At 40.7% G+C, this 24470-nt stretch carries 19 protein-coding genes and 2 pseudogenes; 10 read left to right on the top strand and 11 right to left on the bottom strand.

Annotated elements, in window-relative coordinates:
* Nucleotides 1–221: 221 nt before the first annotated feature.
* Both RM368_RS22490 and RM368_RS22485 read right to left on the bottom strand, forming a co-directional pair.
* Nucleotides 222–1796, bottom strand: coding sequence for an AAA-like domain-containing protein (locus RM368_RS22490; RefSeq protein WP_322696095.1), 1575 nt, complete (start codon nucleotides 1794–1796; stop codon nucleotides 222–224).
* Between the two features lie 154 nt (nucleotides 1797–1950).
* Nucleotides 1951–3342, bottom strand: a complete 1392-nt coding sequence (locus RM368_RS22485) for an AAA-like domain-containing protein (RefSeq protein ID WP_322696094.1) — start codon at nucleotides 3340–3342, stop codon at nucleotides 1951–1953.
* 585 nt (nucleotides 3343–3927) lie between these two features.
* Here RM368_RS22485 and RM368_RS22480 point away from each other — a divergent pair.
* The 3 genes from RM368_RS22480 (at nucleotide 3928) to RM368_RS22470 (ending at nucleotide 5974) form a co-directional block, all read left to right on the top strand.
* Entirely contained in the window at nucleotides 3928–4887 is a 960-nt protein-coding gene (locus tag RM368_RS22480; RefSeq protein ID WP_322696093.1) for a protochlorophyllide reductase, read from the top strand.
* A 54-nt stretch (nucleotides 4888–4941) separates the two neighbouring features.
* Nucleotides 4942–5109 (top strand): DUF29 family protein, encoded by a 168-nt coding sequence (locus RM368_RS22475; RefSeq protein ID WP_322696092.1) that lies wholly within the window; start codon nucleotides 4942–4944, stop codon nucleotides 5107–5109.
* 244 nt (nucleotides 5110–5353) lie between these two features.
* A complete protein-coding gene (locus tag RM368_RS22470) occupies nucleotides 5354–5974 on the top strand; it encodes a TMEM165/GDT1 family protein (RefSeq protein WP_322696091.1) in 621 nt (206 codons plus the stop codon).
* 159 nt (nucleotides 5975–6133) lie between these two features.
* Here RM368_RS22470 and RM368_RS22465 read toward each other — a convergent pair whose 3' ends face one another.
* Nucleotides 6134–7027 carry a tetratricopeptide repeat protein gene (locus RM368_RS22465; protein ID WP_322696090.1) on the bottom strand — a complete coding sequence of 298 codons (894 nt, stop codon included), beginning with the start codon at nucleotides 7025–7027 and terminating at the stop codon, nucleotides 6134–6136.
* Nucleotides 7028–7405: 378 nt separating this feature from the next.
* Here RM368_RS22465 and RM368_RS22460 point away from each other — a divergent pair, with 378 nt between their 5' ends.
* The gene (locus RM368_RS22460) at nucleotides 7406–8428 is read left to right on the top strand and encodes a hypothetical protein (RefSeq protein ID WP_322696089.1); all 1023 of its coding nucleotides are present in this window, start codon (nucleotides 7406–7408) and stop codon (nucleotides 8426–8428) included.
* Nucleotides 8429–8565: 137 nt separating this feature from the next.
* Here the strand turns inward: RM368_RS22460 and RM368_RS22455 are convergent, their stop codons facing one another.
* A complete protein-coding gene (locus RM368_RS22455; protein ID WP_322696088.1) occupies nucleotides 8566–9735 on the bottom strand; it encodes a homocysteine biosynthesis protein in 1170 nt (389 codons plus the stop codon).
* A gap of 427 nt (nucleotides 9736–10162) precedes the next feature.
* On the opposite strand from RM368_RS22455, the gene RM368_RS22450 reads away from it, so the two are divergent.
* Nucleotides 10163–11059: a DUF4231 domain-containing protein gene (locus RM368_RS22450; protein WP_322696087.1), complete on the top strand. Its 897-nt coding sequence runs from the start codon at nucleotides 10163–10165 to the stop codon at nucleotides 11057–11059.
* A gap of 229 nt (nucleotides 11060–11288) precedes the next feature.
* Here RM368_RS22450 and RM368_RS22445 read toward each other — a convergent pair whose 3' ends face one another.
* From RM368_RS22445 to RM368_RS22435, 3 genes are all read right to left on the bottom strand, one after another.
* On the bottom strand, nucleotides 11289–12434 hold the full coding sequence (locus RM368_RS22445) for an AI-2E family transporter (protein ID WP_322696086.1): 1146 nt from the start codon (nucleotides 12432–12434) through the stop codon (nucleotides 11289–11291).
* Nucleotides 12435–12524: 90 nt separating this feature from the next.
* Entirely contained in the window at nucleotides 12525–12716 is a 192-nt protein-coding gene (locus RM368_RS22440; protein WP_322675070.1) for a hypothetical protein, read from the bottom strand.
* Between the two features lie 285 nt (nucleotides 12717–13001).
* Nucleotides 13002–13994, bottom strand: coding sequence for a hypothetical protein (locus RM368_RS22435; protein ID WP_322696085.1), 993 nt, complete (start codon nucleotides 13992–13994; stop codon nucleotides 13002–13004).
* Nucleotides 13995–14747: 753 nt separating this feature from the next.
* Between RM368_RS22435 and RM368_RS22430 the strand changes: the two genes are divergently transcribed.
* From RM368_RS22430 to RM368_RS22420, 3 genes are all read left to right on the top strand, one after another.
* On the top strand, nucleotides 14748–15917 hold the full coding sequence (locus tag RM368_RS22430; RefSeq protein WP_322696084.1) for a pyridoxal phosphate-dependent aminotransferase: 1170 nt from the start codon (nucleotides 14748–14750) through the stop codon (nucleotides 15915–15917).
* Nucleotides 15918–15976: 59 nt separating this feature from the next.
* Entirely contained in the window at nucleotides 15977–16414 is a 438-nt protein-coding gene (locus RM368_RS22425) for a secondary thiamine-phosphate synthase enzyme YjbQ (protein WP_322696083.1), read from the top strand.
* A 183-nt stretch (nucleotides 16415–16597) separates the two neighbouring features.
* Nucleotides 16598–17650, top strand: coding sequence for an aromatic ring-hydroxylating dioxygenase subunit alpha (locus RM368_RS22420; RefSeq protein WP_322696082.1), 1053 nt, complete (start codon nucleotides 16598–16600; stop codon nucleotides 17648–17650).
* A 1-nt stretch (nucleotide 17651) separates the two neighbouring features.
* Here the strand turns inward: RM368_RS22420 and RM368_RS22415 are convergent, their stop codons facing one another.
* The gene (locus RM368_RS22415) at nucleotides 17652–18329 is read right to left on the bottom strand and encodes an SDR family oxidoreductase (RefSeq protein WP_322696081.1); all 678 of its coding nucleotides are present in this window, start codon (nucleotides 18327–18329) and stop codon (nucleotides 17652–17654) included.
* A gap of 339 nt (nucleotides 18330–18668) precedes the next feature.
* Here RM368_RS22415 and RM368_RS22410 point away from each other — a divergent pair, with 339 nt between their 5' ends.
* Nucleotides 18669–19064, top strand: coding sequence for a hypothetical protein (locus RM368_RS22410; RefSeq protein WP_322696080.1), 396 nt, complete (start codon nucleotides 18669–18671; stop codon nucleotides 19062–19064).
* Between the two features lie 405 nt (nucleotides 19065–19469).
* A complete protein-coding gene (locus RM368_RS22405; protein WP_322696079.1) occupies nucleotides 19470–21239 on the top strand; it encodes a WD40 repeat domain-containing protein in 1770 nt (589 codons plus the stop codon).
* A gap of 427 nt (nucleotides 21240–21666) precedes the next feature.
* Here RM368_RS22405 and RM368_RS22400 read toward each other — a convergent pair whose 3' ends face one another.
* From RM368_RS22400 to RM368_RS22390, 3 genes and pseudogenes are all read right to left on the bottom strand, one after another.
* The gene (locus RM368_RS22400; protein ID WP_322696078.1) at nucleotides 21667–21888 is read right to left on the bottom strand and encodes a hypothetical protein; all 222 of its coding nucleotides are present in this window, start codon (nucleotides 21886–21888) and stop codon (nucleotides 21667–21669) included.
* 197 nt (nucleotides 21889–22085) lie between these two features.
* Nucleotides 22086–23159: pseudogene (nrdJ, locus tag RM368_RS22395) on the bottom strand (ribonucleoside-triphosphate reductase, adenosylcobalamin-dependent); the annotation flags it as partial.
* 288 nt (nucleotides 23160–23447) lie between these two features.
* Nucleotides 23448–24329 (bottom strand): annotated as a pseudogene (locus RM368_RS22390) (ribonucleoside-triphosphate reductase, adenosylcobalamin-dependent); the annotation flags it as partial.
* Nucleotides 24330–24470 lie beyond the last annotated feature (141 nt).

The raw sequence follows: 24470 nt of genomic DNA, 5'->3' as shown, positions 1-24470 counted from the left end.
TCGGCGTCGCACTAAATCAATCATCATACATGAGCAATCGCTTGACTTTAAAGACTGCCGCTACAATATTAGCGATCGCACTTGTATTGAGCTAATAAACATCGTCATAAGTAAGTCAGCATTACGACGAGAAATTTTCGGAAAGCTGTTTGAAATTTGCTCGTGATAACTAACCTATACATTGGCTACACTTGGGTTATTGAGAGTTTTTTTAACGCTCCTTATTCTGAGGTTTCCCTAGCAGCTCTTGACTTTGGACAGTGAGGAAATTGCAGGGTTGTAGTAATATCGGTGCATTTTAGCTGTGATTCTAAAGCATCAATCTTTCGTAAAAGCGATACTCCCCACACTATAGAAATCACTAATTTGATGGTCATCCCCACGAGCAAAAGTGTTACTATTGTGGCATTTTTCTTTTGTTGAGCCAGCCTTTTTTGTTGTTCTGCAAGTCGTGCTTCTACTTCTTGAGCGCGTTCAGCTTCTAAAGCCTGCTGTACTTCTCGCCGATCTAATTCTTCACTAGCAGCTAAAAATCGATAATCTAAGTTGCTCAAGCTTTTACAATTTGCCCAAGTTTGGCCATCTATCAAGGCTTGTCCGCGTAATAGGCGAGATTTATCTTTTTCCTCTGAGGCTATCCATGCATTGAAGTTTTCGTAGTAGGGACGCAAGTAAGCTAGTTTTTTCCCAACCCATTCTAAATTGAAAACTTCTTGATAAATTCGATTTTTTATTTGGAGAAAACCTTGTTTTTTGATTACCAAACCAGATAGCAAAAGTTCTACCTGTTCTCGACTATCATCGGCTGGTACTTTCACTCCTTGAAGGATTTGTTGATAAATTCCTAGCAATCTGGCAGCATATTTTTCGTTTCTGAGGATGCGATCGCGAATAGTTCGCAAATGCTCCGGTTCATCTTGTGATTCCCATTTCTCGATGACGTGCGATCGCACCACATTTTCTATCCAAAATTCTTCTGTACCAGGGGGAATTTTTAGCTTTCTACCTAGATCGTCTTGAGATAAACTCACAAGTAGCCGACACAGCTTTTGAGTAAGAAATGGTTGTCCTTGTGTCCAAGCTAATACTTCTTTCAAAACTTTCTGAGGGTGATTGTCTTTAATATCTAATCCCAAAGATAGTGGTTGAGCTTCTTCAAAGGTAAAACCATTGACTTCTATAGTTTTACCAAGATTAAACGGGGTAGTATTATTTCCATATATAAATAAGTCTGAAGGTGTCGCAACCCCAAAAATTGCAAATGTTATTCGATGATACTCTGGATTAATTGCTCGTTGGTTATAACAGAATCGAATCATGTTAAAAAAGTCATCAACAGAGAAATTGAGATTGAGTATACTATCAATTTCGTCAATAAAAATAAATAGCCTTTCGTTGGGAAACTGAGCTAATAAAACTTCCGAAATAAACCGACTGATTTTCTGAACTAAACAAAGATCGTTTTGTTCTTGCCACCAAGTTTTTAAATTAACTTTTCCTAACAGTTTAAAACTCAACCATAAGTCACCGACAACTCCTTTATACCATTGCTCTGGAGTTATATTTTCACAACCAATATTAGTCATGTCAACGGTGGCACATCTAAAGCCCTCTTTTTGCAAGCGGTGCTTTGTTTTTACCATAAGTGAAGATTTACCCATTTGTCTACAGCTTAGGATGTGGCAAAATTCACCCTGTTTCAAAGCTTCGTAAAGTTCCACATCTGCTCTGCGCTCTACATAGCTAGGAGCATCATTAGTGAGAGTACCACCAACTTGATATCGATAATTTTTCATTTAATTTATTTTTAATTTTAAGTTTTTTCTATATCTCAATCAACACATTTGTATTGTAACAGTTAATAAAATCCTGATAATATCAATGAGTAATTAGGTTCGTAATCAGAACTTTAGTCTTTACTATTAACACTCAAAACTAGCTGGTAAATTATCAATAAATATTACCATTATTTTGCTTTCCAAACTGTTGGCTAAAATAAAGACGATATAACTCACATATGGTACTAGCTTGATTGCCGTTTAGTTGAACCAAACCCATGCTTTCTAGTTTATAAGCAGCGATCGCGTTTAACTCTACTTTTTCATCTGTGGCAATTACCTGTTCCATAGCTGACATTAATTCTGGTTCTTCTTGCAGTAGTGTCAATAGTTCTCGTAAATGCTGACCGTAAATTCCTACTGGTGTAGATGCAGTTTTTAATAATACCTCTAGCGTCATTCCTGCCTGACATAAATGATAAAATGCAAGGCTCACCAGATAGGGATGTCCTCCTACCATTGCTTGTAGGGGTGCAAGGCGTTTTGCCCCTTCCGAGTTTCCTGCCCAATCTAGTCCGTAACGTAATGCTAAACTCTGTACTTGTTTAAGGGTAAATGGTGGCAGCGTAATTGTTATGCCGACATTGAAAGGCGATTGGTTAAGCTTAAGCGGAATATAAATTTCTGTGGTGTAAACCACTACCATCCGTAGTTTTTGCCAAGTCCGATCTTGCTTTGCTTGTTCATGCCAAAATCGCAGCATTGGCAGAAAGTCTTGGGCAATATTAGGATGTTCAAAAATCCGATGAACTTCATTCAAAGCCAAAATTAAAGGATTATCATTAATGTATTGCAACAGATAAGCTTCAAAATAGATTTTGCAGCTTACCTTACTGCCCATTTCTATATCCCAAAAATCATCTACACAAGGAAGGAGATTTAACTGCCTACTGACATTTACACAAAACCAACGCAAAAATTTATCCAGAGAAACAAAAACATCTCGGTCAGCTTCTTGAAAGTCTAAATAAACAGTTTGATAATCTTGCTCTTTAGCATAAGCAATCATCCGATTGAGTAGAGAACTTTTTCCCATCTTTCTAGGTGCTTTGAGCCGGATTAAGCAACCAGGTTGTAAAACCTCATTACAAACAAGTTCTTCTAGGGAAGGGCGATTGATGTAAAAAGGAGAATTTAGTGCTACAGGGCCGCTAGGAAATTCTATCTTGCTTGCTGAAAAAGAGTCTGGAGAAATTATTTCTAAACTAGATTCTTCACTAAACTTTTCTTGGATCTGATTTTTTTGATTATCTATCTCGTCTTGCAAGTGTTTCTTCAAAGCTAAATGTAAATTTTTTTTCGTTATTCTTTCCCCAAGTGCGCTCGAAAGGTCTTGCCACAACTCAGAACCAATTTCCTTGATATAATTGTTGCCGTAGCCTGATACCTCTGCCATCTCACCATAAGTTTTACCCAACCACGATTGATAAAGCACAAACCACTGAATTGGATCGAGAGGCTTGTCTTGGAGAATTTTTTTTACAGATTGTAGAAGCTTATCCACAAAAAAGAAATTGTTAAACAGCTAGGCAATTGACTTATACTTTTCAGCCTAGTAGTAATATACATCTGAAATATATCTGAAGAAAAAATATTTAAAAACAAAAAAAGTTGATATTGCATTCGTCAGTAGTATACCAAAAATGTGATTGTAATTACTTTTTTGAAGGTTTTTTGTATAGAGGTTAAGTCGGGAAGCACGATAAAACCAATGTATGTTTAGTTTTGTAAAAACGGTGAAATAACGAATTTGTAAAGTATGTGCTGTATTTACATTTCGTAAAATACTTAGGGCTTTTCTCGCCCACTTACTTAGCCCTCTTCCATCACTCTTGGAGAAAGCAATTGCTGCAAGGCTTACGAACCTCACTTTCCAGGTTTTGGCTACATTTACATTTGTGAATTTATATTAGAAAATAAAGCCTCAAACCTTGATTTAGTCATAGTTTCACTTTTTTGCTTCGATTATTGTTTTCACCAGAGTGATGGAAAGGCGTTGGTTTAGCCTAAATACAGCCCTGAAAAACCTGGTGACAACGATGGCTCGCTGGTATGAGATTCTAGAGACAGTCAATGGGAGCTAAACAGAATGGAACAACATCAAAAGCCAACGGTTGTAATTACGGGTGCCTCTTCAGGGGTGGGTTTGTATGCTGCAAAAGCTCTTGCTGAAAGGGGATGGTATGTGGTATTAGCGTGTCGGGATTTAGCGAAGGCACAAAAAGCTGCTCAAGATGTGGAAATCCCCTACAACAGTTATACCAGCATACATATTGACCTTGGCTCCTTGGAAAGTGTTCGACAATTTGTGAAGAACTTCCGAGCCACTGGCAAATCTCTAGACGCTTTGGTGTGCAATGCTGCAATTTATATGCCCTTAATCAAAGAGCCGTTACGCAGTCCAGAAGGTTACGAGTTAACTGTCACTACAAATCATCTAGGGCATTTCCTATTGTGCAACCTGATGATAGAGGATCTGAAGAAATCATCTTTAGAGCCAAGGCTGGTAATTTTAGGAACAGTTACGCACAATCCAGACGAACTAGGTGGAAAGATTCCACCACGTCCCGATTTAGGCGATTTGCAAGGCTTTGCAGAAGGATTTAAAGAGCCAATATCGATGATTGATGGCAAAAAATTTGAACCAGTTAAAGCTTACAAAGACAGCAAGGTTTGCAACGTGCTGACTATGCGGGAACTGCACGAGCGCTATCACCAGTCAACCGGTATCATCTTCAGTTCTCTTTATCCGGGATGTGTTGCAGAAACGCCGTTATTTAGAAACCACTATCCCCTGTTTCAGAAAATCTTCCCCTTGTTCCAGAAGTACATCACTGGGGGATATGTGTCTCAAGAGTTAGCGGGAGAACGAGTTGCTGCCGTGGTTGCCGATCCTGAGTATAATCAATCCGGTGTTTATTGGAGTTGGGGAAATCGCCAGAAGAAAGATGGCAAGTCTTTTGTGCAAAAAGTCTCTCCTCAAGCCCGCGATGACGAAAAAGGCGATCGCGTATGGGAACTAAGCGCCAAGTTGGTTGGAATTGCGTGACGGAACAAAGATGTTAATTGTAAAGTGATGCAAAAAATTATCTAAACATTTCTGATGGAAACTGCCATGTCTTCTCTTAAGGCGCATTCCAAAACTCTATATGAAACTGATTACTTGCAATGGCTAGAAACGACTGTAGAAAAATTGCAAAATCAGGATTACGCAAACGTTGAATGGGAGTTTCACTTTCAAGTTATACCTCTCCATTTCCTATCACCTTGACTTAATACATGAAAAATATGTATGATTGCGATCGCATAGAAGGGGAGTAGCTGCTGGCATAAAAACATAAAAGCCAGTACATCTGAATCAACATACTGGCGATGAGCCTGGTTCAGATGGCAAATAATCAATATTTGAAAGCGAGACCTTCACTAAGTTCACACCGAAAAGTGTAAACTTGGTGAGGTCTTTTGGTTCTCATCAAGCTTCACATCGGTAAACGATTCTTCAGGAGCTTGAGAGAGTGTTAACAGCTTTTACCGCAGGTTTATTACTAATTACAGTTTCAGAACTAGGCGATAAAACATTTTTTATTGCTGTAATTTTGGCAATGCACCACCCGCGGCGGCTGGTATTTACAGGTGTGACAGCTGCTTTAGCGGCGATGACAATCCTTTCGGTGATATTTGGACAAGCAGTATCTTTGTTGCCAAAAGTTTATATTCATTACGCCGAAATAGCTTTATTTATTGCCTTCGGTATCAAGCTGTTGTATGACGCTAGTAAGATGTCCAATGCTGCTTGTGATACAGAAGTTGTACAAGAAGCTGAAACTGCGGTAAAACAAGCAGATTTGCAGTTACCAAAGCAAAAGACTGGTTTGGCAATTATCATAGAAGCCTTTATGTTGACATTTATGGCAGAGTGGGGCGATCGCACCCAAATTGCCACCATTGCCCTAGCCGCAGGCAATAACCCCATCGGAGTGGCAATAGGTGCAATTTTAGGACATGCCATTTGTGCTGCGATCGCAGTTATCGGCGGCAAAATGATTGCCGGACGCATTTCTGAGCGTCAACTCACCCTGATTGGCGGATGCCTGTTTTTAGTATTTGGTATTGTTGCTGCCATTGAAGGAGCGTGAGGGGAAGAGGCAGGGGAGAAATCAATTAAAAATTCAAAATTCAAAATTCAAAATTCAAAATTCAAAAATTGTAGAACTTCTGCCTCCTGCCTTCTCTTTCCCAATGCCCAATGCCCAATGCCCAATGCCCAATTCCCAATTCCCAATACCCCATGCCCATTACTTAGGCGTACTTTCTGGTGAAGATGCGGGAGGGGTAGCAGAGTTAGGAATGGGAGAAACTGTTCCTGCCTTCTTAATTTCGTCTCTGTACTTAGCAGGTGCTAAAGCTGCGGCACTATCAAATAAAGGTTTTGCATCTGCATCTTTGCCCTGTTGTTTCAAGAGCATCGCTTTTGCCACGACGGGGCGAAAATCCTTGGGATCTTTCTTAATTGCCTGGTCATATACAGAGCTAGCTTGAGCGTAGCGTTTCTGGGAAGCATGAACAGAACCTAATAGCACCTGCACCGCTACTATATCTACACTTCCAGGCTGAATTGTATTTGCTTGGGCTGCATTAGATAGGGTTTCTTGCAACAAACCAATCGCTGCTTCGGGTCGTTGCTGACTGATCAATAAAGCCACCATTCCTTGCAAAGCCTTCAAATCACCTGGTTTCGTGGACAAAATCGAGCGATAAGCTTGAGCGGCTCCTTCGCGATCGCCAATTTGCTGTTTGGCTTGAGCTAGTAACACTGAATATTCTGACTGTTCGGGATTCAGTTTTGCTAGCTTTTCTAGAGGTTCAATAACAACTTGGATATCAGCTGGTTTAACCTCACTTTTATCTTTTTGACTCAGTAATTGCAGCCGCGCCTGTAACAGACCCTTAAGCGCAGTTTGATTTTCTGGTTCCCTTTGCAAAACCTGTTCATAACCTCGTGCTTCGTCTTCCAGTTTTGATTTTTGGTCAGCAGAGGACGAACTACCTCTGGTGCTAGCGGTATTCTGACTTGAGGGTGGCGTATTATTAAATGCTCCAATTATGGGAATCACCGAAACACCCACAAAAGCAAGAATTGCCACCGCTAAGACGACTTGAACTATCCAACGATTGCGCGGTTGAGACACGGTTTTGTCTTTCTCCTAAATTTTAATGACATTATCATTTACACAAATCGTAAAGTTAAAAATTTTCAAAACTTTGCGGAATACCGCCAATTGCCTGTGAATTTTATAACAATTAACTATCCACACTGCTAAAGTAAGTGATGACTTTAGGAGGAGCCGTCAGAATTGTAGCTATGATATGCTTCCGAAACTAGTGTAAAGCCGCTAAATTAGACATTTAGTGTTTATACATTAAATTTAGCGCCTTTAGGATTGTATAGAGTACCCTAGTGTGATTTTGTGAAAAGCCAATATACTTTCATCAGTCGCACAAATGCTCTTTCCAGCTGCCTTTGTAAAATCCCACAATGGGATGTGTCTGTGCCGCAAGGAGTTTTTATGAATTCCGACCTGATGCCGTTGCCTGAATCTTCTAATTCTTCTGCCTCTAACCAGGGCCCAACTAACGTAGAGGCAGGCGCTAATGTTCGCATAGCAGCCCAGTCCTCTAAACAAGTTGACAATTTGCCTGTCAACACCAGCGAGACTGACTCAAATGGGAACTTGATTAATCGCCAGCAACCGATTCCACCTCCCAGCGAACCGATGCAGTATCGAGCGATCGGCTTAGTCCGGGGTCGCTATCATGCTAGCAGCGAACAATTTACTCAAGGTACGCTGCTGACCGCAGATGGTGTAGAACTCAATGCCGTCCTCCTAGGCCGGATTATGAGCTTAGTCAAGAATCATCTAGACTTAGAAAAAGAACACTTGTGGGTAGTATATCCACGTACTAGACAAGAAAATGATACGTTGCACATCCAAATCGTCGGAGTTTGGGAGCCAGAAAATCTGGCTAAAAGCTCAACAGATGAGGACGAATCGGATTTGGAGTTGCAATTACAGACACTCGATGATGGCTTATCCGAGAACTCTGAACTAAATACAACTGCCCCCAGACCTTCATCACAAGTTACTGATGGTGGTTTTTCTGTTCGTGGTGAAGTAGTATACCAATCTTTTGATGCTAAAAGCTTGGTAGTCAAAATTAGGCAGGCTCCACGTAAATCAACTGACAAACCCAAATATTTTAAGTTGAAATTGAGGGGTGTGCTAACTACCAAAGCAGTGGGAAAATTCTGGGACTTCCAAGCCAAGCGGGAAGCAGACGTTTTAGTAGTAGAAAAAGCTGAGGCGATCGCTGATTTACCCAAAAAACGCAAACCACCATTTAAAGGTGGGCCTCGTGCTGGCATTGGTGGTGCTGGTGGTAGAAAACCATTCCCCCCCAGACGCACTGGCGAAACCCCTCGTCCCATCAAAAAAACAAGTACAGGCGGCGACCCTTCAGTAGTGTCAAAACCTATACCAAGAACACCTGTTCCTAAACCCATCAAGCGACCGAAACCGACTCAAGAGTAGGGAATGGGGCATGGGGCATTGGGCATGGGGCATGGGGCATTGGGAAAGAGGAGGCAGGAGGCAGAAGTTCTACAATGTTTGAATTTTGAATTTTGAATTTTGAATTGATTTCTCCCCTGCTCCCTGCTCCCCACGATCTAAAAATCCGTCCGCCGGTCTTGGGGTAGAAAAGATCGCTCCATCGGAATTGGAGAAACTGGTTCTGTCAGGGTAAACGTCCCTGCTTCGATCCACTTTTTCAACTCTAAGGCGACTTGCCTAGAAAAAAACAAACTCGCTAAGGGGGCAGAGCGTACTGCTTTGCCCTCTATGGCGATCCACCCAGATTTGAGTTGGGCGTAACTCACCAAACCAAACGTGGGACGGACGCGCCGGGGAATGGAAAAATCTACTATTGGGGCTACTAAGTCTCGATCTTGGACGGCGCAGTGTTCAATTACTTGTTCATTTAATACAGGTAGTGGTACCCCAACCCCTAACATTAATGAGGGGCCATAACTTTTGAAGTAACACCCCCGCACCCAGTGAGCATCCATTTGTTTGGCATCACCAATTAAAGCTAAAGTGGCGGAAGGCCCGATCGGTGTACGATTAGCTAAACGCTTTTGTAAGGGAAAGTGCTGAGTGCCTTCCCAGGCGACATAGCCAATACCGCCGCCTAAAAAAATTCGAGTACCTATACCAACGAGTTGCAAATCGGGGTCGTTGAGTAAGGGGGAAATCGCACCGGGGTTAGAATAAACAGCATTTCCCAAACGCGGTTGTAAAGGGCCGAGATAGGTGAAGAGGGGGCGATCGCCACCATTTACACCAACAATAAAATTTTGATAGAGATTGCGCGGATTGAATAAATAAAACTGATTAATTGTGTCACTGGTAATTGTAGTTTCAAAATTTGCTCTGGGGTAACAATCCGTTACTTGTCCTTGCGCTTTCACGTGTATAGATTTACCAGCAATCAAATCTTCGATTACATGACCACCACCACGTTCTCGCACTTCTTCCCCATCCGTCGTCTCCACAGCGCAACTCGCACCCAAATATAAATCTACTGCCCCAAAACCAGAATATGCTGGCACGCCATCTAACCAACAACGCCGAATTTTTATTGGGGGATCGGTATGTCCCATATTGATAATTGCACCACTTGATTCCATTGGCTCAAAAGTACCAGTGGTAATTACATCGACTTCTTTAGCAGCTTTAGTAACACCGATTTCTACAACTCGTGCTTTTAATTCTTCAGTTGTCAACACCACTGCACGTTGGCGCTTAATTTTTTCGTTAATTTCTGCAATTGTTCGCATCTTCTCAGTGCTTGCGCTTCCTGCTGAATGGTGAATAGGGAGAAACACGATTAATCGCGTCTGTAACTAGGGAGTAGGGAAAAAAAATTTTCATTGCTCTTTGTGAGCGCAGACGATCGAGGCTTTTGAATAATTTGATCTCCAAATAGCGATCGCCAATCTCTGCGCGACAGCTTAACACCTCGAATAAGGATAAAATTCCAAAAAAGAATTCAAGGATTGCAAAATTAAAATGATATATTTTTTGGGGCAAACAATTTGCCTGTATCCAAAATATTTTTTATCCTACGTAAAATTACCATAAACGAAGCCTTGCATTATTAATCAAATGTATGTATGGTTGGGATTAAGTGGACTTACTAGACTTAAATAATTTTACGTCAACCGAAAGAAACATTTGACCCGATAATGAATTGAGTAAGAGACAATGACTACTTCAGAATTAGCTAATATTGAGCAAAGAAACCAAAATAAGATTTCCGATAGGATTGAAAATTTATCCTCTCCATTAGATGAAAAAAAGTTGTTCAACCTGAAGGTGATAGAGTATTTATTACTTGCAGCTTTTGTCTCTGCTGGACTCTTTATTATTTTTCTTTCAGATGATAAAATAATCGTAATTTCTGGGGCAGTATCTCTAACTTTTTTATTTTTTTTGTTGCTCATCAATAGACAAGTATATCAAAACTATAAGCAGGCCGCTTCTAAATCTGAACTCACCAAAAAAGCTGAACTCTATAGTTATTTATTGACCAATCCTAATTCTTGGGATAAAGATACGCTGACTCTGACAAGAGGGAAGGCTTTACAATACAGCCAAGACTTAATTGACGATTATAAAAGAGTTAGGGGTGTATCAAGAAACCTTTACTATAGTTTGCAAATTGCGACAGTGATCTTATCAGGAGTCACACCGATTTTAGTTCTGGTAGATAAATTAGAAGCAGGACAAGCTTGGCTGAAGTGGCTCCCTGTGCTTTGCCCAGCTATTGCTTCTATAGTTGCTAGTATAGTTACCTCTTTTCCTTTTCAGAAGAATTCGCTTGCTGCTAATACAGCCGTTGAATTATTAGAAGCGGAACAAGAGAAATTTATATTGGGCGTGACTCCACCTTATCGTTGTTATGATTTATCTGACGAAACCCAACAGCAACAAAAGGCAAGTCAGGCATTAGAATATTTTATTGTTCAAGTGAACAATATTCATCTCAACCAATTGCAACAAACTAGTGAGACTCAATCAGAGAAGACAGAATCAGCTTCATCTAATGAGTCAAACAAAGCAGAAGCAGAAGCAGAGGTAAAAAATCAGAACAAACAATAGCTGATTAGCTAATTGTGTTTATGCTCATGGTTATTCTTTCAAAGAGGATTTATTCAGACTTCATATAACTCATGTCATTGAGTTAAGGCAAGAGAGGCGATGAATCGCCGTCTCTACAATAATTAGTCTTTCGTCTTGACGGCGATTTCTAGCATCTTCTCGATCTAAAATTTTCATCAAAAAACCTTAACCGAACCCTATTGCCGCATTGAAAGTCAAGTGACTAATCTTATTTTTTCAAGATATCATCATCAATCGAGGGGTTCTCATTTATATCTGGATTTTCAGCCGTCCAATTATCATCTGTTCTAGGAGATTCAGAAACTATTACAAACTCAGTCTCTTTTTTGTGATTATTTCCCCATTCATCTAAAACATCTTTAATTAATACCTCTTGCAACCAAATCTTAGCGACAACAGTCAGGGGTAGGGCTAGAAATAATCCTAAAAAGCCAAAGAAAGTGACGAAAAATAGCTGGGCAATTAAGGTTATAGCTGGCAGCAATGAGACTTGATGCGCCATGACAACAGGCGTAATGAAATTACTCTCAATCTGTTGAATAATAAAGTAGAGAATCAAGACAGCGATCGCTTTCCAAGGTTCATCTAAGAAGGCGATCGCCATTGCTGGGATTACACTCATGGTTGGCCCTAGATTGGGAATCAAGTTAAAAAATCCCGCTAAAACCGCTAAAGCAAGTGCTGCCTTGACATGCAAAATTGATAAGCCAATCAGACTCATCACGCCTACTACAAAGATGGCAATGAAAGCGCCTGTAATCCATCCCTCCAAAGAAACTTCACACTTATCTAAAATTCCATCTACCCGCCGCCGATAAAATGAGGGGAAAAGCCGTACAAACACTTTGCGGTAAGCCACAGGGTCGGCTAACATCATTCCTGTTAAAACCAACACTAGCAAAATCTTGAGGACGACTTCTAAAGAACCAGATACAAAAGCAAAGGAGTTTCCCAGTAACCGATTGACGAAGGGCTGTACTTGTTGGATGAGACTATTGATATCTGGGATGTAAGGAACTAACTGGTCAGGAATACGAGTTCTCAGGGCATCAAGCCAACTATTAAAGCGTCCAAACCCTTTAGGAACTTGATAGGTTAGTTCTTGAAACTGCTGGGCAAATGGCGGCACAATTAGCCAGAAAAAACCCACGACACCTGCAAAAAAGATAGCTACTGCTAGGAGGACGGCGAATCCGCGCCTTATCCCAAAGCTTTGGAAGCGTTTCGCTAGCCGATTTAAGGTGGTGGCTAACACAACTGCGGCAAACATCAGCAAAAGCACTTCCCGAATTTGCCACAAGATGTATAAAGAAAGAACTATGGCGATTAAGCCGATCCATTGACCTAGGTTCACAGGCTAACTCCTAACCGTTGCCAAGATGCAATTTTATTGTAATTAAGCTAGGTTAGCTGATTTTAGGAACTTGTGCGTAAAACTATTGAGTTAATTTTGTTTTTCTGCTTGAAATCGCCACAGTAGAGCGATCGCTACGATCGCAATCGGCAAGAATACTATAATCAGCGCGTTGGTTGCTGTCGCCGGAATTGGTAGACTTGGCCCTGCATACTTAATCAATACTGATAACAAAGCTGAGAGTAAAAGCAGTTTTAGAATTAATCCTAGTTGATTTTCCATAAAAGTACGGCAATACAGATTTTTGTGGTACATACAAATTTGGGCTGTACCGTGTAGTTTCTAGAATAAACCCACAGATACAATCCTTGTAGTTTTCACAAAAATATAATTTCTAGTACCTGTCAGGAGCAAAGGATGTAAGGCCGCGATCGCTATTACACTTTGTTAGTGCTGCCTGAACCTCAGACAGCACATTCTACACTCTTAAAGCTTTACATAAAGTAACCAAAGCAGCCTTTGAGTCATTTAAATCAAGCACAAAGCAATGCAGAGTTTTAACAAACTTTATTTGCTCTGAACTGCCTCAATTCTATATTTAGTTTTAATCAACTCAGACAGTTGTATCAAAAGTTTTTTCGCTCTAGCTTGAATATATTTAGGATTTTTCGGTACACGTTTAGCTATATATCTTAATAAAGCAATCTGATAGCCAAACTTATATTGAATTGCGGAAAATATATTAGACTTGACCTGGTGGGCTGCATCTTTATCTAAGTTTTTTAACTTTGTTACTTCACGATGATATACGGGATGCTCTCCCCAAACGCAGGCAAAGTGTACAAGAGCCGGAGACACTACCTGATTGTATTTTTGAAAAGTAGATTTACCTTTAATAGCATCTATATTAAAAGAACCACGAAGACCGATAGGTGTTCGCATCATCTGACCTTTATCCTCAAACATACTTTGATTATGTAGCATCATAGCTAGACCAAAAATACGTTCATCATTAGGGCCATCACCACGAAATTCACTAATACCTAGCTTTTGCCAATCCCTTGCCAATTCTAGTGCTGTTTCAAAAAATGCCTTAGCAGTATCGTTTTTTTCAAAATAATAGAGACCTCCATTAAATCTAGGTAATTTTGTCAGATTAAATCGTTTGAGTGTGTTATCTACATCAACGAATGTATCTTTATCACCTGCTTGAAGATATACATTACCTGCCACACTAAAACTTCTGCCTTTAAAATCATCAAAAATGAAATTAATATCCCTTACTGCTATGCAATCACTATCAATACAAAGTGTGTATTTAAATGGAGAATAATCATAAAGATGAAACTTTTGTTGTACGTTAGAACCGTATTCTTTTCTCAGATTTATAACGCAATCATAAAGCTCTAGCAAATCTTTATCATCTTCGCGATCGGTAACAATAGCACGCGGAATATTTGGTGAATGAAGACGTAGAGAACGTGCTAATGACTTTGCCATTTCTATATAATAAGATGCTCCGTAAGCATAGGTAATAATACCACGTTCTGAAATCAACATATTTTGATTAATTAATAGTATGTAAGCTTTAACTTTCTAATGGCATTCTAACTTACACTCCAAAATATAGATATCCACTAATATCAATCCAGCTTAAAATCTCTGTAAATTTTCCGTAAAGTAGAGTCTACAATACTTACGCAACTGGCATATTCTTTTCGGTTCGTAGTGAAGACTTTAGTCCTCAAAATAAGGGCTTTAGCCTTTACTACAAACTACAAATCCGATTTTTTTTGTGACACTTGCGTAAGTCCTAGTCTAAATTTTCTTTAAACCTGTTTAAGTATACCTGATTGCTTTTAAAAGAAAATTTTAAAGGTATAAATCGGTTAAAAACAGAAATTTATGCAGCAAAAAACAACACAGATAGCGGATAGTTGATAGCAGACACAACATGCCGCAACTCCTAGCGCTACGAGCAAAAAATGGCATCAGAGGGTCACGTCGCTTCTCTTATCTTTCAGAGACGCTAACGCAAACGAGACGCCAAGAGCGAACGAGCGTCAGGGGTGGATTTCCACTGTGCTGTACTAGTGGATTGTTCACCTATTAAGAGATAAGACTTCTTGGCATTTGTCGGTAAAAGGGGAAGGTGGGGCCCCCTCTGGGGATAAGGGGAGGGTGCGGTTCCAAGAAGGGGAAAAGGTTTTGTATTGTCCTCTTCCCCTATAACATGCACCCTTTTCCCCAAGAGTGCAAAAAGCACAAATGCCAAGAGGTTTATACTAAAAGCAGGTACATAGGCAAGAAAATATGGAATCCCTAACCTCTCGTATGCAGGCGGTACAATCGCCAATTATTCCTGTGGTTGGGGAACTGATTAAAAACTCTCCTGGAACCATCTCTTTAGGACAAGGTGTTGTTTCTTACAACCCACCACATGAAGCCATAGAATTTTTAGCCAAATTCTTAGCCGAACCTGCCAATAATTTATACAAATCAGTTGAGGGAATTCCCCCTCTACTGACAGCACTTACGGAAAAATTGCAAGCCTTCAACAAAATTGAAATCAACGGGAAAAACTGCATCGTTGTGACAGCAGGGAGCAATATGGGATTTATGAATGCCATTCTTGCTATAACTAACCCAGGCGATGAAATTATTCTGAATACCCCCTACTATTTCAACCACGAAATGGCGATCGCAATGGCTGGTTGTCGTGCAGTGTTAGTGGCGACAGATGAAAATTACCAACTATGCCCAGAAGCGATCGCTCAAGCAATTACTCCTAAAACACGGGCTGTGGTGACGATTTCACCAAATAATCCCACTGGAGTTGTCTATTCTGAAGCTGCATTGCGCCAAGTAAATCAAATTTGTGCTACTCACAGTATTTACCACATCAGCGATGAAGCTTATGAATACTTTACATATAACGGTGTAAAACACGTTTCACCTGGCTCATTTAGTAATAGCAGCGAATACACCATTTCTCTCTATAGTTTTTCTAAAGCATACGGTTTTGCGAGTTGGCGCATTGGCTACATGGTGATTCCTAAACACTTACTTGTCGCTGTTAAAAAAGTCCAAGATACAATTTTGATTTGTCCGCCAGTCATTTCTCAATATGCAGCTTTAGGGGCATTGCAGGCAAAAGAGGAATATTTGAAGAGTCATATAGGAGCTATAGCTCAAGTACGCCAACTAGTATTAGAGTCCCTTAATCGTCTACAAGGCTTATGTAGCATTATCCCTGCCAATGGCGCTTTCTATTTTTTCCTCAAAGTTCATACCCAGATGGATGCTTTTGAGTTAGTCAAACAACTGATCCAGGAACATAAAGTCGCAGTTATTCCAGGTACAACTTTTGGAATAGATGACGGATGCTATCTACGCGTTGCCTATGGGGCGCTGCAAAAAGAGACAGCAAAAGAAGGTATAGAAAGATTAGTACAAGGTTTGGAAACTATAGTTAGGAGTTAAAAGTCATCCATTCCTGCCCCCTGCCCCCTGCCTCCAATCCCAAATATAAAATTCAACAGATGCCAATTATTCATAAGTTAATTGAAATTGAAACTGAGCCAAAAATTAATATTCATAATATCACCCCACAAATTCAAGATTTTATTGCCTCAACATCAATTAAAAATGGACAAGCTTTAGTATTTTCTCGACACACTACAACAGCTTTATCTATCAATGAAAATGAAGTCAGATTATTAGAAGATATAAAAGTATTTTTGCAAAAAATCGCACCAGAATCAGACAGCTATTTGCATAATGACTTGCATTTAAGAGATGTCCCAGAAGATGAGCCGATTAATGCTCACTCTCATTTAATGGCAATGATGCTGACCACAAATGAGATAATTCCCATTGTGGATGGTAAATTAGCTTTGGGAACCTGGCAATCTGTGTTGTTTTTTGAGTTGGATGGCCCGCGTAAAAGAACGGTATTTGTACAAATTTCTGGTGAATAATGCAATTTCACTCCTGCAATGCTCTTAGAACAACCTAAATCTGAGAGAATTACGAACACAATTAATCAGTACATCAGTTGAATTTACTTACAGCAATTAAAAACCTGAAAGAATGTTTTCCAGCATCACCTTCCTTTCCACAAACCAGGACTTTTGTTGTGTCAAAGGCAGAGGCCATTAGTTATGAAAAATAACGATAATTTTGTATTACGTAATACTTGGTACTATGCTCTGCCTAGCAATCAAATCAAGCCAGGTATGATGATTAGCCGCATTTTCTTAGGAGAACCGGTGCTGTTAGTTCGCAGCCAGGATGGCAAAGTGTCTGCAATGACGGACATTTGTCCCCATCGTGGTGTGCCCTTGAGTTGTGGGAGATTCAATGGGCAAGAAGTTGAATGCTGTTACCACGGTTGGCGCTTTAACTCTGCTGGGCGCTGTACTGCGATACCTTCTCTTGTTGAGGAGCAGCAAATGGATTTGAGTCGTTTCGACGTGCAGTCATATAGTGTTCGCGAAGCCCAAGGAAATATCTGGATATATATGCCCGATCCCGATAACCCTCAACCTGCATCTGAGATGGAAATTCCGGTAATTCCAGGGTTTGATGGGCGATCGCACCAGTTTGTAGAAGTGGTAAAATTCCCATGTTTCATAGATCATGCAGTAGTAGGTCTAATGGACCCGGCTCATTCACCTTATGTTCATCGCGCTTGGTGGTGGCGAAATGAGCAATTGCACGAAGAAGTAAAGCAATTTGATGCTTCGCCCTACGGTTTTACGATGCGACGACACCGATTACCTGCGAATGGGGGTCGATTATACTGGCTGATTGGCGGTGGTGTCCCAGAAACAGAGATTTCTTTTCGTTTACCTGGAGTCAGAATTGAAGAAACCACCATTGGTAATAATCGAGTCGTTAATTTGACGGCAGTTACACCAATTTCAGACACAGAAACGGAGGTAACTTTTGCTCTTTACTGGACACTTCCTTGGGTAGGCTTTTTCAAGCCACTGTTACACGTGCTGGCGCGGACTTTCATTGGCCAAGATCGAACGGTGGTAGAAAAGCAGCAAATTGGTTTGAAATATAACCCTGTGCTGCGGCTGATTAAAGACTCAGATATGCAGGCGCAGTGGTACTACCAGTTAAAGCGGGAGTATGCTCGTTCTGTTGCTGAAAAACGAGAATTTGTTAATCCTGTCAAGAGTCAAATACTGCGCTGGCGTGCTTAAATTACTCCAAAGTAAATTCCGCAAATTCTCTTTGTCCGAATAGCATATTTCGGTCTACGGCTGACAATATTTTATTATTGGCGCGTTGGCTATTTAAACTGCGACCCACTAACTGCGCCACATCTGCACGATTGATGCTACCAATAACGTGTGGATCTTCGGTCAAAACACCATTACCCGTTGCTGGTTCTGACTTTAGTCCACCAGGACGGATGATTGTATAGGTGAGTCCACTGGCAATTAAGTGTTGTTCGGCTTTGTCTTTCTCAGCTAAAACTTTTCCCAGTACCTCTAAAACTTGGGGTGAGGCAGCAACAACACTACTGCCAGCACCAATGGAGGATACAAGAATAAACTTTTGCACCCCAGCTTTAACTGCTGCATCGATCAGATTTCTGTTACCAGGATAATCCGGCCTTTCTACATCTGATGGTAAACCGCCAATTGTACTGATAACGGTGTGAATAGGTTCATCTGTTAGCATTGCGCGTTCGACATCGCCAATATTCAAGGCATCTCCTTGAACTACTTCAATACCCATTGCTTCTAGTTCACTAGCAACTGTTGCTGTTCTCAGGAGTGCTTTGACTTTTAGCTGTTGTGCTGTGAGATATTGAGCAATTTCTCGACCAACACCGCGACTTGCTCCAGCTAGAAAAATATAGGATGCACTTGTCATAATAAATTTAATTATTTACGCTCAAAGGATTTTATCAGAGGATTGGCAGTATTTAATAATTACTCAAGCGAGTGAGATGGGAATGTACGGATGACTGGAGCGGTAGCATTTACAGGACTTATACCATAGCGATCGCATCTGTGGTTTTTTCCCCTTTCCCCTTTAATCAAACCGTATTGCAACTACTCCCAGCCATCCTAATCTAGCGATCGCAAATAACTGAGTAACCATAATTACAAAAATAATATTAGGATAGCAATTATACTTAACCCCATTGTAGGAAGTAATTTAGTAAACATTTGTGCAAATGTAGCAAATAATTTTTCTGTGGATAAACTTATGGCTAAAAAATCTCAACCCAATCTCGAACAATACCAAGATGTCAGATTATCTGCTACCACAAGAATTTGGGTAATTACAGTCGCCATTCTGGGAGTTTGCGTGCCACTGTCAGCTGTTACTAGGAGCGGTGCTATTCTTCCTTTAGTTGCAATTGGTGGCGCGGCTGTTGGTACAGTTGCAGTTTGGCGTTCTGATGAGCAAAAATCCAAAACTAACTATTTGCAACAGCAACAAATAGAACTGTTAGAACGGAGATTAGCGAATTTAGAAACAATCGTTAGCAGTGATGACTTGAACTTACAAATGAAAATTAAACAAATCGAAGCAAGGGATACTTTTGGCGACTCATCTGATGTAAGTACTACACTCAGACAACCAAAACGCAAAGGTTAAAATTAGCCAATCTTCACCATTTATTTCAATTTCAGAGGATATTTCCGAGAATTATCGTTACTAGGTGATTTTTATGTAGCTATTTGCTGACTTAACGTGACTGCAATCTTTAAATCTGTCTCAAATTCAACTTTCTTTTGCAGCTAGAAGTGTTTCTCTAGAAACAGTATCTCGATTTCTATCTCCGTTAGAATTGACTGATATCATCTAATTCTATATACTTCAACTGCATCAGTTAATGAAATGTCTAAGTGCTATCCATCTATCTCTTTCCCGGAAACATTTGTCAATGGCTGTGTTTTTTTAGACTGTTAATATTACTGAATTTTTAATTAACTAAGGTTATAAACTTGAGTAATTGCATTTGTATAGCTTACCGTAGGTATGCAATAGTTTGCCGCAGGAATGCAGATGGATTGGATTAGCTTACTCAAAGCTCAACAAATTGACTTCCTTCAACGTGTGAAAAAACCTAAAACTTATGACTTATCTTTGCTGGAAAGTCAAGTTAAAGGTTGTCACACTGAAGTTATAGCCTTTTGGGGCGAGCCATTGGCTAGACTCCAAGAACTTTCTCGTCAACAAGCAGAAGTTCTCGCCAAAAATCCGCCGCCGACGCCGCCGGAATATCCTGAGCCTCCTGACTGGACGATACCTTTTCCCAAATACTTCCAACAACAAGCCCAAGATTATCTTTTCCGGGAGCATATTGTTGACAGGGTAATAACTGAACGCTTGGGCAAGTTAGTAAAAAAGGTGTCACAAGATACTTTGCAAAACATGATTTTAGATGACGAGGGAAATTTGGGTTGCGAAAGTAAATTTCCTTATATACTCAAAGATCGTCCTCAGCTAAGTGTTCAAGTTTACGTTGCGGATGGAGAAAGTTTTAATGGTATTAAGAAAGACAAAATTAGGTGGTCAGTTACTCAAGAAGATTTAAAAAATCACCAAGTATTAATTTTTCTCTGTTTATTTTATCCATCTACAGGTAATTTAGGTTACGAAAAGCAAAGCATCATAACAGGCTTTTTACCGACAAATCAACTTGAATTTAGCGAACCAAAACTGTATGTCACTCCAAGTAATTTGTTATATGCAGGGGGGTTAAGTTGGTATTTAGAATCACTGATGGGTAAAAAAGACACGTCGCCAGTAATTAATGAAAGAGCGATCGCAGATACAATACAAACTCTACCATCAGAACATTGTCTCAAGGCTATAGTCGGTGACTGGGAATGCTGGCAGACTTTGCAAGGACACACCAGAGGGATTAATTGCCTAGCTTTCAGTTCCGGGTGTAATAATGGCAAAGCCTTACCCATTTTGGCAAGTGGTAGTCGTGGCGAAACGAAACTCTGGGATTTAAGCAAGGGCGAATTAATAGAGACATTATCAGAGTATCCTTGGGTAATATCTGGGCTGGTGGATGAAGTGAATTCCCTAGCTTTTAGTTCCGATGGACAGACTTTAGTAAGTTGCGGTGCAGATTCGACAATTAAGCTTTGGCACGTAGGCGCTTTAGACTTGATAGATATTTTGCACAAACACAATGGAGTAGTGCGGTGTGCTGCTTTCACCCCAGATGGCAGAATGTTAGCCACAGGGGGAGATGACAGAAAAATTCTCTTTTGGGATTTGATGCATCGTCAAGTTGCGATCGCACTTTCCTTAGATGATACAGCTGCTCATTCCCTAGTTTTAAGTCGAGACGGCGAAACTCTGGTTACAGGTAGCTACCGCAAAATCAAAGTTTGGCGCACCTCACCGCAAACGGGAATCAAAAGTTTAAAAGATGCACAACCACTGCATACCCTCATGGGTCATTCTCACATCGTTTGTTCCTTAGCAATCAGTGCAGATGCTAAACTGCTCGTGAGTGGTAGTTGGGATCAAACGATTAAAGTTTGGCAATTGGAGACTGGAGAATTACTTCATACCCTGAAAGGACATAGAGATAGAGTATATGCGATCGCTTTAAGTCCTGATGGACAAATTATCGCTAGCGGTAGTGCTGATAAAACCATCAAGTTGTGGCATTTACAAACTGGGGAATTGCTGGCTACGTTTACAGGTCATGGGAATATAGTCACAGCATTAGCGTTCACAGCTTCCGGCGAAATGTTAGTCAGTGGCAGTTTGGATAAGACAATTAAAATTTGGCAACGCAGTTAGGGACTTCCAACTAAAAAAATATCCTATCTTGGTGTAGGCAGGGGGCAGGGGGCAGGGAGCAGGGGGAGAAAGAAAAATACGATCTGAGTAAATCGGATAATTTATTTTCTGGAAGTCCCTTGATCGTAGTTGGTAATTCATCATCACACTTTCTCCGTAGCTTGCTTCTTTGCAAGAGTAGAATAGACACCTTGCAAAATTAGGGAAAAGGGTAAGGGGAAAAGGGGAAAGGAACAATAAAAAACCTTTTCCCTTTAACATGAGTCCCTTTTCCCGCTTCTTGCAAAAATGACTTTTGCAAGAGGTCTAATAGACACCTTGCAAAAAAATGCCAAGATGTTGATTGTAAAAAGTAGGAGTCAGCGCTACCATCGGCAGCACTGACTCCTTATTTTGTAGTAAATTCAACTATGTCAGGTTGGAGTTTTTAGTCAATCGAAATCTGCTGAGGACCACTGGCTTTGCCGTTATGTGCATCTGTTGTGGTGCTGCTGGTGTAACTATTTGAGCGGATCTGTTTATCTAACCAGCTTTTAACTGGATCGTCTGCAAGATTGAGTCGAAGCACACCAGAGAAAAACCCACCTACAAATGAGACTGGATGCCGAGTAAATTCTCTGAATAGAGGTGACAATTCATTAATGAACATAAAAAGACTCCTGGCACTGCCGTAAAAAATTATTACTTCTTAATTGATCGTAACGTGTTACGGCATTGGGTATGGGGCATGGGGCAGAAGAGGCAGAGGGGCAGGAGGCAGAAGTTCTTTAATTTTGAATTTTGAATTTTGAATTTTGAATTGATTTCTCCCCTGCTCCCCCACTCCTACTCCCCGATCATTTCGCCTTATGAGCTTGGTTGCTGATCGGGAAACATACACTTATCAGAATCACAACCACTAGGGCCAGCCTCTGTCATTTCGCCTAAATCGTAGCGGCTTAGTACTGCACAGAAATCATCTGTTTTGCGTCGCACTTTCACCTCTTGAGTTAAGCGATCGTAAGTTGATTTATTTATTGGTTCAAACGGCAAACGTGGGAATGATTGCAAATCGTCAAAACGCGCTAAAAGAGCAGCTGAAATATATCCCTCATCATTCTGAATGGTTTCGTAAATGCGCTGTCCTAAAGGCTCAATTTCATCAGAGCGAAGTTCCAAAGTAGCTGATGTGTTGTGAGTCACATACCAACGTTGAACCTGGAGGACAAAATCAAATTGGGCTGAGACTGAAAACTTAGAAACATCAATTTCATCAGCTCCTGGTAAATCAGCCCAAGTTACAGAAACAGGGATTTCCACTAGCCATTCACTCACCCGTGGATCGAAGGGATCGTTAAGCAAATTGCCTTGTTCGTCTTTGTCTGATTGAGAGGGAATGACGTTGTAACCATAATCAATACAAGCTAAGGCTACTGGGTCATTTTTACCGAAGGTGATGCGACGAATAAATCTTTGCGCTTTAGGAGGATGCCACCCCGAACTAGCATTAGTTAATAAAGCCTTAGTACCACTGGGTTGGACTGTGGTGCAACGATTTGGGCGCTTGAGATTGTGGCGATCGCAATAATCCCAAACCACCCGATGTACAATATCTCTCCAAGAACTGAGGTATTTCTCTTCCTCACGCTTGAAAGCTAATCCTTGCGGCGTTGCGGGTCTTCCTTCCTCCCACCAGCGCAGCCAATTAACACCAAAAGCATGGACAAAGAAATCAAATAAACCTGTAAAAGAAACTCCCACAATTGGGTCTAATTCACGGCTGTATTGATAGCGTGGTTCCAGGAATTTGTGATTTAAAAGTGCCGCTACAGATAACGCTCCAGCAGTGAAAGCTTCTTCTTGTTGTTTGTGGTTATGTGGGTCAATCTGATTGAGGTGAACCTCTGACAAATTGCAGTGGAAATTACTACCTATGATTTCCATATTTGTTACCCTAGAGGCTTTTTATCCCCTAGTTCTACTGCTTAATTATTTGCAGTAGTTCCGCGTACATTTTGCAGATGTGACTTCAGATAATAAAAGTATTTTTTACATCCGCCCCCGCACTCTTGGAGAGATTATATTCTAGACACCAATTTTTGATCTAATCTAGTTTCACTCTCTACGCTGTACGGTGTCAAAGGCTTTTTACTTCCTTTGATTACCACGGGATTAGCATCTCAGCTTTCCCCGTTTTTGCGAGGTTTTTAACGTGAGGCAAAATCAATTACCACACGGATTTAGCCCATAGCGAGCTAAACGATGTTCTAGCTCATTAGCATCCAGATTTGGATAACGTTCTTTTAACCACTGTTTTGCTGTTCCTTGTTCATAAGCTTGTAAAAACTCAACTTTCAAAGCTTGTGTTGGCAGCAAATCAATATTCGATCGCGCTACAGCTTCACCAGCCCATTGAATCGCTCCCTCGCCACTATAATATTGTTTGCCGACAGCACCAATACATTCTTCTAAGGTTGGCTTACGGTGAAAAACTCTGGTATGATTTGCCATACGTAGTGCATCACGCTCTGGATCGATTCGCCAGTTGCCATTTTCATCTTGCTGCCATAAGTTATCTTTGGCATCGGCGAACAAACTATCAACGCTTGAACCTTGCCTCATGCCAGCCGATCGCCTAATGTTACCGGCAACAATTGTTACAGCGGCTTGATCGATTAACAGACAGCATTCAACTGAATTTAATTGCCGTCCCACAGCTTTATTCAGGATGGAAGCACAACGCTGATAAAGTCCGGGCAATTTTACAGGATTAGCAACTCCTCCAAAGCCGTTGAGAGTTTCTCCTGCTTTTCGGACATCGCTGATATCAACTAATACTTCAACTTCTGCTGAAAATTGCTCATCAGTGGAGAGTTCTAATAAGGCTTGATATGATTCAACCCAACCTTCACGGCTATCTCCAACGTGAATAGTGACGTTATTTCCTTCTATATGAGTTTCAGTATATTCACGCTGCTGTTCGACAGGAGTGCTGCCAATTTCACCTTTTACAGTGACATTCAGTTGATTGCGAATCGGAGGCAACTGGTTAATAAATTGTGGTTCTAAGACGGCTCCAGTGCCACAGCCCATCATTGCTAGATCCATCATTAAGCCGAAGGCACTCCAGTCTTCGAGATTGGTAGAAGTGCAATTATAAGCTCCGGAAAAGTTCTTTGGCTTGGCTATCCAGTCTGTATTACCCTAAGCCACATTGTCGCCAATGTGACTCGGCTTCAGAACCGTGCGTGA

It is taken from the genome of Nostoc sp. DedSLP03, from assembly GCF_034530815.1.
Classification (GTDB): Bacteria; Cyanobacteriota; Cyanobacteriia; order Cyanobacteriales; family Nostocaceae; genus Nostoc.
The sequence above is the reverse complement of the archived record's forward strand: the minus strand, read 5'-3'. Positions and strand labels throughout refer to the sequence as shown.

Excerpts from the sequence above, each read along its gene's own strand:
- RM368_RS22425 (WP_322696083.1), top strand. The coding sequence starts at position 15,977 with ATGCCAATTATTCATAAGTTAATTGAAATTGAAACTGAGCCAAAAATT.
- RM368_RS22460 (WP_322696089.1), top strand. The coding sequence starts at position 7,406 with ATGAATTCCGACCTGATGCCGTTGCCTGAATCTTCTAATTCTTCTGCC.
- RM368_RS22405 (WP_322696079.1), top strand. The coding sequence starts at position 19,470 with ATGCAGATGGATTGGATTAGCTTACTCAAAGCTCAACAAATTGACTTC.
- RM368_RS22490 (WP_322696095.1), bottom strand. The coding sequence starts at position 1,796 with ATGAAAAATTATCGATATCAAGTTGGTGGTACTCTCACTAATGATGCT.
- RM368_RS22440 (WP_322675070.1), bottom strand. The coding sequence starts at position 12,716 with ATGGAAAATCAACTAGGATTAATTCTAAAACTGCTTTTACTCTCAGCT.
- RM368_RS22455 (WP_322696088.1), bottom strand. The coding sequence starts at position 9,735 with ATGCGAACAATTGCAGAAATTAACGAAAAAATTAAGCGCCAACGTGCA.
- RM368_RS22435 (WP_322696085.1), bottom strand. The coding sequence starts at position 13,994 with ATGTTGATTTCAGAACGTGGTATTATTACCTATGCTTACGGAGCATCT.
- RM368_RS22410 (WP_322696080.1), top strand. The coding sequence starts at position 18,669 with ATGGCTAAAAAATCTCAACCCAATCTCGAACAATACCAAGATGTCAGA.
- RM368_RS22475 (WP_322696092.1), top strand. The coding sequence starts at position 4,942 with ATGGAAACTGCCATGTCTTCTCTTAAGGCGCATTCCAAAACTCTATAT.
- RM368_RS22420 (WP_322696082.1), top strand. The coding sequence starts at position 16,598 with ATGAAAAATAACGATAATTTTGTATTACGTAATACTTGGTACTATGCT.
- RM368_RS22415 (WP_322696081.1), bottom strand. The coding sequence starts at position 18,329 with ATGACAAGTGCATCCTATATTTTTCTAGCTGGAGCAAGTCGCGGTGTT.
- RM368_RS22480 (WP_322696093.1), top strand. The coding sequence starts at position 3,928 with ATGGAACAACATCAAAAGCCAACGGTTGTAATTACGGGTGCCTCTTCA.
- RM368_RS22450 (WP_322696087.1), top strand. The coding sequence starts at position 10,163 with ATGACTACTTCAGAATTAGCTAATATTGAGCAAAGAAACCAAAATAAG.
- RM368_RS22430 (WP_322696084.1), top strand. The coding sequence starts at position 14,748 with ATGGAATCCCTAACCTCTCGTATGCAGGCGGTACAATCGCCAATTATT.
- RM368_RS22400 (WP_322696078.1), bottom strand. The coding sequence starts at position 21,888 with ATGTTCATTAATGAATTGTCACCTCTATTCAGAGAATTTACTCGGCAT.